This window comes from Ruegeria sp. HU-ET01832, from assembly GCF_040371315.1.
Taxonomy (GTDB): domain Bacteria; phylum Pseudomonadota; class Alphaproteobacteria; order Rhodobacterales; family Rhodobacteraceae; genus Ruegeria; species Ruegeria lacuscaerulensis_A.
In genome coordinates, this window is the sequence record NZ_BAABWL010000004.1 from 369,430 (window position 1) to 381,342 (window position 11,913).

An 11,913-nucleotide genomic window follows, 5' to 3' on the forward strand; every position below is an offset into this window, starting at 1 on the left:
GAGGTTAAGTTGGTGAATGGTTCTCGAGTACGATTTTGACATTGTTGTCGTCGATCCGGGGGAAGGGGATCCAGATTCGGGCCCGGATGGTTTTTCGAAGAAACCAGTGCTGCGTGCGATGTTTCGCAGTGTGAAGACTGCGGATGCTCTGAGGGCGGCCTCTCCAAAAATTCGCAAGATTTTTCAGGATGCAGGCTTTGGTCTGGACGCAACCGGCAGCGATCTTGTGCACGGCCTATACCGGCCAAGGGATGAGGCTGAACGGGAGCGGATCCTACGCGCTCTGTTTGCCAATATTCGCAAGATGGGCGTTCAGGGCGAATATTGCGGCGAGTTCGATTTCCGAAAGTTCCTTCGGGACATTAAAAATGCCCGTCCGCGCAATGGTCAGCGCCGTACAGTTGCGGACTGGACGCCAAACCCTCGGTACAAATCCCCTGCATCGCCCGAACGCCGTACCTTGCCGGGACGGATCGGCGTGGCACTGGGGCTGGCCGTAATTCTGTTTGTTATTGTCAAATACCTGGCCGAGCGTGGCGCGACCCCTTAGGACAGCGTTACACCGGCGTCACGCATCGCGGCTTCAGCCGTCGCCAGTGAACCATCCAGATCAATAGCGCGGCAAACATCCAACCGAACTGTGACCTCGAATCCCAGCCGGGCTGCGTCCACGGCCGAGAAATGTACACAGAAGTCTGTTGCCAACCCTGCCATCGTCAGTTTTCGTATGCCGCGCGTGTTAAGGTATCCTTCCAACCCTGTTGGGGTGGTCTTGTCGTTTTCGAAAAAGGCAGAATAGCTATCGATGGTTGGGCGGAACCCCTTTCGGATGATCAGGTCCGCATCTGTGCGCAGATTGGGGTGAAACATGGCACCGTGCGTATCTTGCACGCAATGATCGGGCCATAGAACCTGCGGGCCATAGGGCATTTCGGTCATGTCATAGGGGTTTTTCCCAGCGTGAGAGCTGGCGAAAGACGAATGCCCGGCCGGGTGCCAGTCCTGCGTCAGGATCACGGCGTCGAAGTCGTCCATCATCGCGTTGATAGGGGCCACGATCTGGTCGCCTTCGGGCACCGCCAGCGCGCCGCCGGGGCAGAAATCGTTTTGGACGTCGATTACGATCAGGGCATGGGTCATCGCGATCTCCTTTTTGCTATCGGTAAGGGCGCGGGCAGGGGGCGTCAATCCGGTCCCTTGCGACTCTGCGCGCGTGAGGCTAGACCGCGCGCATGTATACCATCGCTGCCCTCTATCACTTTACCCGTTTCGCTGATCACGCCGCCTTGCGCGCGCCCCTGTTGGAGCTTTGCCGCGCGCAATCCGTCAAAGGCACGCTGCTGCTTGCGCAAGAGGGCATCAACGGCACCATCGCTGGCCCTCGCGCCGGGATTGACGCGGTGCTGGCCCATATCACGGCGCTGCCGGGTTGTGCCGATCTGGAGTGGAAAGAGGCCACCGCCGACCACCCGCCTTTTGGAAGGATGAAGGTGCGGCTGAAGAAAGAGATCGTGACTATGGGCCAGCCGGATGTCGATCCGCGTGCCCGCGTCGGCAATTATGTCGAGCCCGAGGAATGGAATGACCTGATCCGCTCGGACGATGTGGTGGTGATCGACACACGCAACGATTACGAGGTGGCGATTGGTACGTTTGAGGGCGCAATAGACCCTGAAACAGCCAGTTTCCGTGAATTCCCGGCGTGGTGGGAAGAAAACAAGGAGCGCTTCCACAACAAGCGCGTGGCCATGTTCTGCACCGGCGGTATCCGCTGTGAGAAATCAACCAACTTCCTGCTGGGGCAAGGGGTCGAGGATGTCTATCACCTCAAGGGTGGTATCCTGCGTTACCTTGAGGAAATGCCCGCTGAGGACAGCACCTGGCAAGGTGAGTGCTTTGTGTTCGACAACCGCGTTTCTGTGGGGCATGGGCTGGTCGAGGGGCCGCACAATCTGTGCCATGGCTGCCGCCGTCCGATCCTGCCCGAGGATATGAAACGGCCTGAATATGAGCACGGCGTTGCGTGCCACCAATGCGTAGATGAGACCTCGGAAGCAGACAAAATGCGCTTCCGCGAGCGGCAAAAGCAGATCGGTCTAGCACGTTCGCGCGGGCAGGAACATCTGGGCGCAGAATAAGCCAATTCCGGTTGCAGGCCCCGGTGCAAACCGGGATGATCACACGCAGACCCTGTGACCGGAGGCCCAATGTCGCGCAAACCCACCACCCTGGCGGAATGGAAATCGACCCTGCTGGCGGCGGGTGGCATGGTTGTTGCCAGTTTCTTTGCGTGGTTTGGCCTATCACGTCTGAGCGAGGCCACCGCAGGTGATACGATCGGTACCCTCGCCTCGGTCGGGTTGCTGTTGTGGATCGTGTCGCAGTCCTGGTTCTACATGACCCAAGTGAAATCGCCGCGTCGTGTGCTGTTCTTGATGGGCGTTTCCTTTATTCAGGTCGTCCCCTTCCTGTTCGCCGCCGTCTATGGTGCGTTCGGCTATAAAGACAACTGCGTGGTCGGTGCCAGCGGACCGGGGGACATCCTGTATTTCTCATATGTCACCTTCACCACCGTTGGATATGGCGACATGGCCCCGACCGGCCTGTGCCGCGCGTTGGCCGTGTCCGAAGCGGTGACAGGCTACATCCTGCTGGGCCTCTTCGTCGCCGCTGCCGTGGCACTTTATGCCCGAAACCACTCGGATTAGAGCCTATTTGTTGGTGTCAATCCACCGGGACATCATGTGCTTGTCGCGGAAACACTCAGACGGTATCGGTCTGCGTTTGGAACGCGAGATCCGTTCAGCGAAAGCGACCTGTTTGCCAGTGGGGTAATTGGCAAATGGCGACGGGTCATCTTGTTTATGCGCCGAAATCCACTGGGACATGGCCCTGCGGTCGCGTTGTGCCTCGACCGGGATTTCAAGCGCCGATTGCTGGGCAATCGCGCGCGCATAGCGCATCTGCCGGTCTGTGACGGGCAGCATGTGATAATCGTTGCTGGGTGCGTCGTACCAGCTTTGACGGGCAGCGTTGGCCATAGCTCGAATACCTCCGTTCCACCTCAGACATAATGATGGAACAAATATAGAACATTTTAGGAACTTTTTCAAGATTTCCGCTGATCCACACGGTTTTCACCGCGTTTCAAACCAGCCTGTCCCGTCGCGTTTCGACCAATTCGGCACGTATTTTCGTGCTTCCTAATTTAATCAAAGAATCAGTGCGTCTCATTTCAAGACACAGACGCTCACGACATCGCGCGTTTGGTGCCACCGGGCGATGATCCGCCGACGCGGCGTTTGCTTCCGGCGTTTTGATCGTCATTACCGACATTTTGCGTCGGGAACAGAGCATCAGTAGCCCCTGACCTGTGGCTGACTTTCGTGCAAGCTCTGTAGGAGGTGCGCCAATGAAAACCCATGCTCAGGCCGTTGTCATCGGAGGGGGGCTGGTCGGCTGCTCGATCCTGTATCACCTGGCCAAGCTGGGCTGGACTGATGTTGTCCTGCTGGAACGCGATGAGCTGACCAGCGGATCCACGTGGCACGCGGCGGCCAATATCCACGGGCTGCACGACAACAACAACATCACCCGTATCCAGCACTATACGATGAACCTGTATAAGCAGCTGGAGGCTGAAACCGGGCAGGGCTGTGGCGTGTTTCAATCCGGCTCGCTCTATTTGGCGCAGACCGAGGATCGCGAACACCAACTGCGCCTGCAAGAAGCCAAGGCGCGTTTCTACGGTCTTAACTTCCACGAGATCAGCCGCGAACAGGCCATGGAATTGCACCCTCTGGCGCAATTCGATGATATCCGCTGTATCATGTTCGAACCCGATGGCGGCAATGTTGACCCCTCGGGTGTGACCCATGCCTATGCAGCCGGAGCACGTGCGATGGGTGCCAGTATTGAGCGGTTTTGCCCTGTGTTAGGCACTGAACAGCAACCTGACGGATCGTGGATCGTACGCACCGCAAAGGGCGATATCCACACGCAATGGGTGGTGAATGCCGGCGGCCTGTGGGGGCGTGAGGTGGCCGCATTGGCGAGTATTGAACTGCCCCTGCAACCAACTGAACATCAGTATTTCGTCACCGAAGCGATTGATGAAGTCGCCGCGTTGGGCCGCCGCTTGCCGTCCATCGCCGACCGGGATGGCGAGTACTACTTCCGGCAAGAAGGCAACGGTTTGCTGATCGGTGCCTATGAAAAAGACATGCGGTTTTGGGCCGAAAACGGCACGCCGCTTGATTTCGCCCATGATCTGTTCCCCGACGATTTGGATCGCATCATGGAGAACGTCATCCGCGCAACCGACCGTGTACCAGTGGCCGCTACCGCCGGTGTGAAGCGGGTGATCAATGGCCCGATGATCTGGTCGCCGGATTCGAACGCGATCTGGGGGCCTGTGCCCGAGCTGCAGAACTATTTCTGTTGCACCGGCATCATCCCCGGATTTTCGCAATCGGGCGGGCTTGGCCTGTTGTCGGCGCAATGGATGATCGAGGGTGAGCCGCAATACGACATGTTTGCCTGGGATCTGGCGCGGTTTGGCGACTGGGCCGACAAGGCCTTCACAAAAGCGCGGGTGCAGGACGTTTACACGCACCGCTTCGCCATTCACTTCCCGAACGAAGAACGCAGCGCGGGCCGCCCTGCCCGAGTGCGCCCTGCCTATCAGATGCAAAAGAACATGGGCTGTGTCTTTGGCCTGAACTGCGGGTGGGAGCACCCCCTCTGGTTCGCCGATCAGCCTGGTGTGGTCGAGACTACCGGCTTCACCCGCCAAAATTGGTGGGAACCGGTTGGCCGTGAAGTCCAGATGCTGCGGGACAATGTGGGTGTGATCGACATCTCGAACTTCGCCAACTACGTGATCAAGGGGTTGGGGGCGCACGATTGGCTGGATCGTCTTGTTGCTAACCGGGTACCGACCGAGGTTGGACGCTCCTGCCTGACGCCTCTGATCTCGGTGCGTGGTGGCGTGGCGGGCGACTTTACCATCACCAAAGTCGCAGATGACGAATACATGATGATCGGTTCAGGCATGGCCGAGCGGTACCACCAGCGGTTCTTCAACATGGTTGATCTGCCAGAAGGCACCAGTTTCGAGGTTGCCACAAACCGCATCGCGGGCTTCAACGTTGCCGGCCCCAGATCGCGCGATCTGTTGCAACGGCTGACGAATGCAAACCTGTCTAACGAAGGGTTCCGTTTTATGCGGTCTCGTCAAATCGAGGTGGCGGGCGTTCAGTGTTTAGCCATCCGTGTCAGCTTTACCGGGGATCTCGGATGGGAGTTGCACTGTGCCGAAGAGGATCAAGTTAGGCTCTATACTGCGCTTTTAGACGCTGCAAACGATCTTGGCGGAGGCCCAGTTGGTGGTCGCGCGCTGGGGTCTTTGCGCATCGAAAAAGGGTATGGGTCGTGGGGTCGCGAATATTCACAGGAATATTGGCCGCACGAGGTCGGCCTTTCAGGATTGATCAAACTGGATAAGGACTTCCTGAACAAAAACGCCTATCTGGCGATCAAGGACACTCCGCCCCGAGAAGTACTGTCGATCTTTGAGATTGATGCAAAGACAGCCGATGCGTCGGGGGGAGAGCCCATTTTCACGCTTGACGGACGCCCGGTCGGGCGCGTCACGTCGGGTGCTTATGGGTATTCTGTCGGCAAGTCGCTCGCCATTGGATATGTGAACCCCGATGCTGCGCAACCCGGCGACAAGGTCGAGCTATTCATTCTGGGCACTCCACACAGCGCAACTGTCTTGGCAGAGCCTCCGTTCGATCCGTCCGGGCTTCGATTGCGCGGCCTCCATCGACCCGCTGCAGAGCCCGCCGAATGACCAATGTTTTCACCCGTGTTGCTGAGTTTACCTTGGACCGGCCAGCGGCGGATATGCCAGAGTCCGCCAAGGAAGCGGCTGCGCTGATGATGCTGGATACGATGGGTATCCTGATCGCGTCCGCCCAGATGGAGGCTGGTGTGATCGCGCGGGATACCGCAGCGCTGCTCTATGCCAGTTCCGATCCTGGTTTCAGCGCGCGGATGATGTTTGACGGGCGGACCGTAAGCCTGGCCGGCGCGGCCTATGCTGCTGCAACGCAGATTGACAATCTGGACGGCCATGACGGCTACAACCCTACCAAAGGGCATATTGGCGTGGTGGTTTTACCGGCTCTGGTCGCTCTGGCTGAACATTGCCCGGACCTGACCGGCCCGGAAGCACTGGCAGCCGTCGTCACCGGGTACGAGGTTGCCGGGCGTGCCGGTATGTCGCTGCACGCATCTGTCAGTGATTATCACACATCGGGCGCCTGGAATGCGTTGGGCGTCGTGGCCATGGCATCCCGGTTGCGCCGCCATTCTCGCGAACAGATGCGACACGCCATGGGTATTGCCGAATATCACGGCCCGCGCAGTCAAATGATGCGCGAAATTGCGAACCCTACCATGTTGCATGATGGCTCTGGCTGGGGGGCATTGGTCGGGCTCTCTGCCGCCGTTCTGGCCGAACGCGGTTTTACCGGCGCTCCGGCGATCACGGTCGAGGGCGAGCCGGCCGCGCAGTACTGGGCTGACCTGGGCCAGTTCTGGCAAGTCGAGCATCAATACGTGAAGCCTTACCCTATCTGCAGATGGGCCCACGCTGCCATTGACGGGGTGCGAATGCTGATGTTGAACAATGCGCTATCGGCGGATCAAATCAAAACGGTGCAAATCAACAGCTTTCATGAAGCCGCCCGTTTATTCGCAGGAATGCCCGATACGACGTCTCAAGCACAATACTCACTGCCTTTTGCGGTTGCCGTTCAGGCGATTTACGGGCGAATCGGCGTCGAACATATTTCGGGCGCGGGTCTGTGCGATCCAAAAGTCGCCGCCTTCATCACCCGTATTCAGGTATCCGAGGATCAACGTCATTCCCTACGGTTTCCCGAAGGACGTTGGGCTGATGTGCGTATTACTACAACTGACGGCCGTGTCTTTGCGTCGGGCGACGTTCACGCGCGAGGCGGGCCAGAAGATCCGTTCAGCCGCGCAGATGTGATCGCAAAGTTCAAGGACTTTGCCATGCCTGCGATCGGTGTCGAGCGCACAGACGCCATCGCCGCGGCTATTTTGGGCTGGACAGGTGAGTCTTCACGATTTTCCGATCTAAGCCCGCAGCTTTTTGCACCTGCTTATAGAAAAGCACAGTAAATTTCAGAGACTCAAAAAGTTAGTCTTTCAACGTTTCAAGAAGCGTCGAGATATTTTCCCGTGTATCCGCACTGTCCTGCAAAAGGCCCTCTGCATCTGCCAAGGGTTTTCCGGGGTGTCGTTCAGGCGAACTGGTGAGAGTCTGCGTCAAGTCGTTGACCGTTCCATATTTGGCTTCAAGCTCTTTGGTGATTGCGTCGGATTGACCAGCTAGCCAGAATAACCTGTTGGCTTCATCATGGTCGTTAGCATCGCCCAAAAGTTGTCCCGCTTGTACAAAATCCCCGATGTCCTGCAAGGCCCGCGTCTTAAGAGCCATCGCGTCTTGGGATATGTCTCCCTCCAACTCCAGCAAAGCTTGATGTGGACGTCCCTGCAGTAACGATGAATGCGCCCTAAGCCTTGCTCTTTTGGACCTATAAGACGTGTCCTGAGGCCGGTTCGCTAGCGCAAATGCCCGGCTGGCGAACCCAAGTTCTACCAACCGCTCTGCGACAGACACAGCGGTTTCAGTGGCCAAAACCTTCGAGACATTGCCGGATAAGCCGATTGTATGGCGCAGAAATGTTATGTCCTCGGACCGCTCAACTAGAATTTGCACAACGCGGTTAACGGCTCCCTCGTGGTCTTGCCCTTTGGGTATTTGCAGTGCGGTATCCATCGCCTGATCAAAATCATTGCTTAGGCTTAGTGCAACCGCATGCGCACGCTGTAACATTGGATGCATGTCGGACTCGCGATATTCTATCTCAAAGGCCGCAGCCAAACCCAATTCCTTGGGTGAAACCGCACCGCGTTCAGACCAACGTTTTTCAATAAGGCGCGCCAACGAAAGGGGCGCTTCGGAACCCGCATCTTCCGCTTCGATTGCTTCTTTCAGACGGAGCTCTGTTGCTTGGCCGTCGCCTTCCGCCTTAGCTACCGCTGCTTTGGCTTTGGACGTATCGGCGCTGCTGGTGTTCTCAACCCGATCAACGGATCGAAGCACCCGTCTTGCGGCTTCCAATTGGCCGCCTTCCACCATAATTTCCGACAGTCTGGGGCCAATTTGCTTGCGTAAATGATCAGGTAGACGAGCAAATGCATGTTCGATTGACGTCAGTTGCGCATCTTTTGCTAGTACGCCTTCCGACAATACAGACCAAAGGGCTGCGTCACTGTCGCATCGCTGTTGCCCCTGAAACGGGTTCGGCTCATCCACCGAGCGTTCGTCAAGAATCTGGGCGATTGTTACAATCATATGCCGCTCGCTTTCGTCAGGCATCGCAAGGTCCAACATGGCGAGCGCTTCAACGCCAAACCCGTGATAGGCATAGAGCCTTGCAAGCCCTAACGCGCGTGCGTGATCGACGCGGTCAAATTCATGAAACAGAGCGGCGCGGGCGCTCGCCACTTGTTTCGAGAACGGTCGCAGGTCAGACCAGGTGTCAAACCCAATCTCGGCATTGGTAATGCAGGACGGCTGACGTTCAAGTTCAATGAGATCTGGGCCAAGCAGATCGTTCAATTCGTCAAGAATTGAGGTGACATTGATATTCGCCTCCAGATCTGAAGGCTGAAGAGGCGCGTTTTGGAATCCGGTTGATCTTGGTCCCGCAGGAGTAAGGTTCAGATCGACGATAGAACGATCTGCACCTTGCAGCAGTTTTGTGGATAGCTGATTTTCAAATTGCCGCGCGTTCAAATTAAGCAAGGGAAGCGCCACCACCTCGGTTTTCTGGACTGTCTCAAGCGGGTTTTCCTGCACAGCCGCTTTGGGGAGCAAAGGCGGCGGGATATCTTCGCTGAGCGGTGGAAAGGAGGCAGCGGGCGCAATATCCACCACGATCATCGTGTCTTTGTAAAGAAATGAGGACGCCACACAGTCGCAACCAAATTGCAAATCTAGCGCCTCCCCCGGTTTCTTTTGTGATAATGCCGACAGGCGGTTTTGCGTTAAACGGCGGAACACAGATCCAGTTTCGAAAGTCACGTCATCGAGTGCAACGTTAAGGCGGGCACCATTTTTCGTTTGGGCCAGAATCCAGCTGGTATCAGGCGGGATCTGTACAACCAATCGGGTATAACCGTCATGTTCACCCGTCCGGACGGTCAATTCCTCGGCGGAAACGGCTTGAGCCGCCCCAAGCATGATGGCCGCTATGCCCCAGGACTTTTTCATGCGGCTGCCTGCTTAAGCTCTTTCAGCGCCTCTTCAAGTTCCGAGAAGCCGGGGCGGTTATGCGTCGGTGTATTTTGTCGGCCAACCTCGATACACATCGCGGCATTATGGTTGTGTAAATTGGCGACCAGTACTTCTTTGATCAACTGGTAGAAATGGTTGTCCTCTTCAACCACGGCCTTCAGCTTGCCAGCGAAGGGTCCGACCAGACCATAAGCCAGAAAAACCCCTAGAAACGTACCGACCAGAGCACCACCGATCAACTTACCCAATACCTCGGGTGGTTGGTCAATCGAGCCCATTGTCTTGATAACCCCCAGAACGGCAGCAACGATACCCAACGCGGGCAGGCCATCGGCCACCGTTTGCAAAGCATGGCTGGAATGCATGGCGTGATGGAAATTCGCCTCCATCCGCTTTTCCAGAACTTCCTCGACCTGATGCGGATCGTCGTAATTCATCGACGCGGATCGCATTGTGTCACAAATCAGGTCAACGGCTTCCTTATCCGATTGGATCTTGGGATAGGCGGAAAAAAGAGACGAGTTTTGAGGGTCTTCAATGTGCTGTTCGACCTCGACCGGGTTCGCCTTGGCAATACGGATCATCGAAAACAGAAGACAAAGCAGATCGCGATAGTCTTCGGGTTTCCACTTGGGACCTTTGAAAACCTTGCCCATATCCTTGATGGTGTGTTTCACGGCGCTCATGTCGTTACTGATCAAGAAGGCGCCCACGGCCGCGCCTCCGATCATCATCATCTCGAATGGCAATGACTTAAGGATGATCGTCATTTTGCCACCCGCAGCCAAATAGCCGCCGAACACCATGGCGAAAATGACGACGATTCCGATTATTCCGATCATGTGTGCTCTCCGACGAAGTCAAATGCGGGATTAAAGGACATAGAGTTTATTCCTGAGGGGCGGCAGCATTTCGCCCCGCCATGATGACGCTGATTGTATAGGCCGCCTCGGGGCTGAGCCCGGCAAGGACGCCGGCAGCTGCGTCCGGCGGCATGCGCGACAAAAAACCTGCTGCGAAACCCGGATCCATTGTCTCAAACAAAGCTGCTGCGTCTTTCGGTTTCATGCTTTGGTACACATCGGTCAGCCGCGTCAGATCGGTCTCTGCTGCTTTTTGGGAATAGGACAACGTTTCCCGAAGGCTCGTTTCGGCGTCCTGTAATGCAACAAGGCGTGTCTCGATCGCCTGATCAGCGATATCGAGGGCTCTTTCCTTTTCCAAAATCGCCGCTTCACGCTCTTTCAATGCTTGTTCGCGGCGCAACAAAGCAGTCAGCAATTCTCGGGTTTTGGGATGGTCGTCCATTATCGGTTTCGCGGCAGTGACCGACGGCTCAGCGGCCTTGGCCAAAGCAGGTCCGGCTTCAAGCCCAACGCGTATTGCTGCAGAGCCAACCATCAACAACGAGATCACTGTAAGAACGCCGCCTTTGGGCCGGTTGGAAGCCTTGCGAGTCATGCCGTTCCCTCACCGATTTTACGCGTATGTCGCATAAACATGAGACCCATCGCGCGTTTGGGCTCGGGCTTTTCTGTCAGCTCGGTCGTGGATTCGGGTTCTGTCGAAACCTCGTCCTTCGGTAAAAAAGCGGTTTCGGTCTCCCCTGCTGAAACTGTTTCTTCGACCTCGTCTTTTTCTGGAATGACGTCGTGCATCGACGCCATCATCAACTCTAGCTGCTGGGCCACAGATTCCGCTCTGAGAGTTAGCGACTTGAGTTCATCACCAGCCTGATCTGACGTCGCACGGGCCGAATCCAGTGATTTCTTAAGTTCGTCTGCCTGCGAAGACAAAACGGCCACCGCTCCGCCAACGCCTTTTTCAAGATCCGTGAAACGCCTGAGGCGGCGCGATAGAACAAAACAATACAGGCCTGCACCAAGAGCGCCGGCAACCAGAAAAATATCTGCGATCAATTCCAATTTCGCCTCCTAGTTCAGTACGAATTCCATCACGAGAACATCGCGCACGCGGTCTTCTCCGACGACGATCCCGATTCGACGCAGCAGATGGCCGCGTATGCGCATCAGCGCCAGGGAATCTTCCAGATCCCCAACTTGAACGGCACGCAAATATCCATTCAGGACGTCCATGATTCGCGGCTTCATTTTTTCAATGTCGCTCAGGTGTTCTGGATTCACCTCAAGCTGCGCATGAAACTTCAGGTGCCGCGAATCGCCCGACTTGATCGAAACGATGACCGGCGGCAGATCGACAAAAACCACGTCGGGCAGGGCCTTGAGAGGTTTTTCCGTACCTTCTTTCATAGGTGCGTCAACGGTTGGTTTCGGGCCAAAGGGTAACATTCCCGACGTGGTCAGGTAGTATCCGCCAGCTGCCCCGGCCACGGCTAGAATCGCACCGATAATCAACCCACTTTTCCCTGATTTTTCAGTCTCTTCGACCTGTTCTGCAGTCGCGTCGGTCATGACGTCCTCATTCATCCGTTCCTCAACTGTCATAACCCGGCAGGGACTAACCGATTGTTAAGGGCAATCGTTCAAACAAGG

At 56.4% G+C, this 11,913-nt stretch carries 12 protein-coding genes; 5 read left to right on the forward strand and 7 right to left on the reverse strand.

The features are described from left to right. Positions 1–16 precede the first annotated feature (16 nt). Positions 17–550 carry a hypothetical protein gene (locus ABWV79_RS14550; RefSeq protein ID WP_170355890.1) on the forward strand — a complete coding sequence of 178 codons (534 nt, stop codon included), beginning with the start codon at positions 17–19 and terminating at the stop codon, positions 548–550. On the opposite strand, the gene pncA is transcribed toward ABWV79_RS14550, so the two are convergent. Beyond that, positions 547–1,140 carry a bifunctional nicotinamidase/pyrazinamidase gene (gene pncA / locus ABWV79_RS14555; protein ID WP_353392747.1) on the reverse strand — a complete coding sequence of 198 codons (594 nt, stop codon included), beginning with the start codon at positions 1,138–1,140 and terminating at the stop codon, positions 547–549. The genes ABWV79_RS14550 and pncA overlap by 4 nt on opposite strands. A 92-nt stretch (positions 1,141–1,232) precedes the next feature. On the opposite strand from pncA, the gene trhO reads away from it, so the two are divergent. Together trhO and ABWV79_RS14565 are read left to right on the forward strand one after the other, a co-directional pair. Then, positions 1,233–2,138 carry an oxygen-dependent tRNA uridine(34) hydroxylase TrhO gene (gene trhO, locus ABWV79_RS14560; RefSeq protein WP_353392749.1) on the forward strand — a complete coding sequence of 302 codons (906 nt, stop codon included), beginning with the start codon at positions 1,233–1,235 and terminating at the stop codon, positions 2,136–2,138. A gap of 69 nt (positions 2,139–2,207) precedes the next feature. After that, complete coding sequence (locus ABWV79_RS14565) at positions 2,208–2,708, forward strand: potassium channel family protein (RefSeq protein WP_353392751.1); 501 nt, start codon at positions 2,208–2,210, stop codon at positions 2,706–2,708. Between the two features lie 3 nt (positions 2,709–2,711). Here the strand turns inward: ABWV79_RS14565 and ABWV79_RS14570 are convergent, their stop codons facing one another. After that, positions 2,712–3,041 carry a hypothetical protein gene (locus ABWV79_RS14570; RefSeq protein ID WP_170755199.1) on the reverse strand — a complete coding sequence of 110 codons (330 nt, stop codon included), beginning with the start codon at positions 3,039–3,041 and terminating at the stop codon, positions 2,712–2,714. A 371-nt stretch (positions 3,042–3,412) separates the two neighbouring features. On the opposite strand from ABWV79_RS14570, the gene ABWV79_RS14575 reads away from it, so the two are divergent. After that, entirely contained in the window at positions 3,413–5,857 is a 2,445-nt protein-coding gene (locus ABWV79_RS14575; protein WP_353392753.1) for a GcvT family protein, read from the forward strand. Next, positions 5,854–7,215 (forward strand): MmgE/PrpD family protein, encoded by a 1,362-nt coding sequence (locus tag ABWV79_RS14580; RefSeq protein WP_353392755.1) that lies wholly within the window; start codon positions 5,854–5,856, stop codon positions 7,213–7,215. Before ABWV79_RS14575 ends, ABWV79_RS14580 begins: the two co-directional genes overlap by 4 nt. Before the next feature lie 19 nt (positions 7,216–7,234). On the opposite strand, the gene ABWV79_RS14585 is transcribed toward ABWV79_RS14580, so the two are convergent. The 5 genes from ABWV79_RS14585 to ABWV79_RS14605 are packed head-to-tail and all read right to left on the reverse strand — an operon-like array spanning position 7,235 to position 11,832. Then, a complete protein-coding gene (locus ABWV79_RS14585; protein WP_353392757.1) occupies positions 7,235–9,376 on the reverse strand; it encodes a hypothetical protein in 2,142 nt (713 codons plus the stop codon). Continuing rightward, positions 9,373–10,242, reverse strand: coding sequence for a flagellar motor stator protein MotA (motA, locus tag ABWV79_RS14590; RefSeq protein ID WP_353392759.1), 870 nt, complete (start codon positions 10,240–10,242; stop codon positions 9,373–9,375). The genes ABWV79_RS14585 and motA overlap by 4 nt, the downstream gene beginning before the upstream one ends. A gap of 46 nt (positions 10,243–10,288) precedes the next feature. Continuing rightward, positions 10,289–10,861 (reverse strand): MotE family protein, encoded by a 573-nt coding sequence (locus ABWV79_RS14595; RefSeq protein WP_353392761.1) that lies wholly within the window; start codon positions 10,859–10,861, stop codon positions 10,289–10,291. Beyond that, the gene (locus ABWV79_RS14600) at positions 10,858–11,325 is read right to left on the reverse strand and encodes a hypothetical protein (RefSeq protein WP_353392763.1); all 468 of its coding nucleotides are present in this window, start codon (positions 11,323–11,325) and stop codon (positions 10,858–10,860) included. Before ABWV79_RS14600 ends, ABWV79_RS14595 begins: the two co-directional genes overlap by 4 nt. Before the next feature lie 9 nt (positions 11,326–11,334). Next, the gene (locus tag ABWV79_RS14605; protein WP_353392765.1) at positions 11,335–11,832 is read right to left on the reverse strand and encodes a flagellar basal body-associated FliL family protein; all 498 of its coding nucleotides are present in this window, start codon (positions 11,830–11,832) and stop codon (positions 11,335–11,337) included. Positions 11,833–11,913: the final 81 nt, after the last annotated feature.

Coding starts and splice junctions, on each gene's coding strand:
- ABWV79_RS14550 (WP_170355890.1), top strand. CDS start 17: ATGGTTCTCGAGTACGATTTTGACATTGTTGTCGTCGATCCGGGGGAA.
- pncA (WP_353392747.1), bottom strand. CDS start 1,140: ATGACCCATGCCCTGATCGTAATCGACGTCCAAAACGATTTCTGCCCC.
- trhO (WP_353392749.1), top strand. CDS start 1,233: ATGTATACCATCGCTGCCCTCTATCACTTTACCCGTTTCGCTGATCAC.
- ABWV79_RS14565 (WP_353392751.1), top strand. CDS start 2,208: ATGTCGCGCAAACCCACCACCCTGGCGGAATGGAAATCGACCCTGCTG.
- ABWV79_RS14570 (WP_170755199.1), bottom strand. CDS start 3,041: ATGGCCAACGCTGCCCGTCAAAGCTGGTACGACGCACCCAGCAACGAT.
- ABWV79_RS14575 (WP_353392753.1), top strand. CDS start 3,413: ATGAAAACCCATGCTCAGGCCGTTGTCATCGGAGGGGGGCTGGTCGGC.
- ABWV79_RS14580 (WP_353392755.1), top strand. CDS start 5,854: ATGACCAATGTTTTCACCCGTGTTGCTGAGTTTACCTTGGACCGGCCA.
- ABWV79_RS14585 (WP_353392757.1), bottom strand. CDS start 9,376: ATGAAAAAGTCCTGGGGCATAGCGGCCATCATGCTTGGGGCGGCTCAA.
- motA (WP_353392759.1), bottom strand. CDS start 10,242: ATGATCGGAATAATCGGAATCGTCGTCATTTTCGCCATGGTGTTCGGC.
- ABWV79_RS14595 (WP_353392761.1), bottom strand. CDS start 10,861: ATGACTCGCAAGGCTTCCAACCGGCCCAAAGGCGGCGTTCTTACAGTG.
- ABWV79_RS14605 (WP_353392765.1), bottom strand. CDS start 11,832: ATGACCGACGCGACTGCAGAACAGGTCGAAGAGACTGAAAAATCAGGG.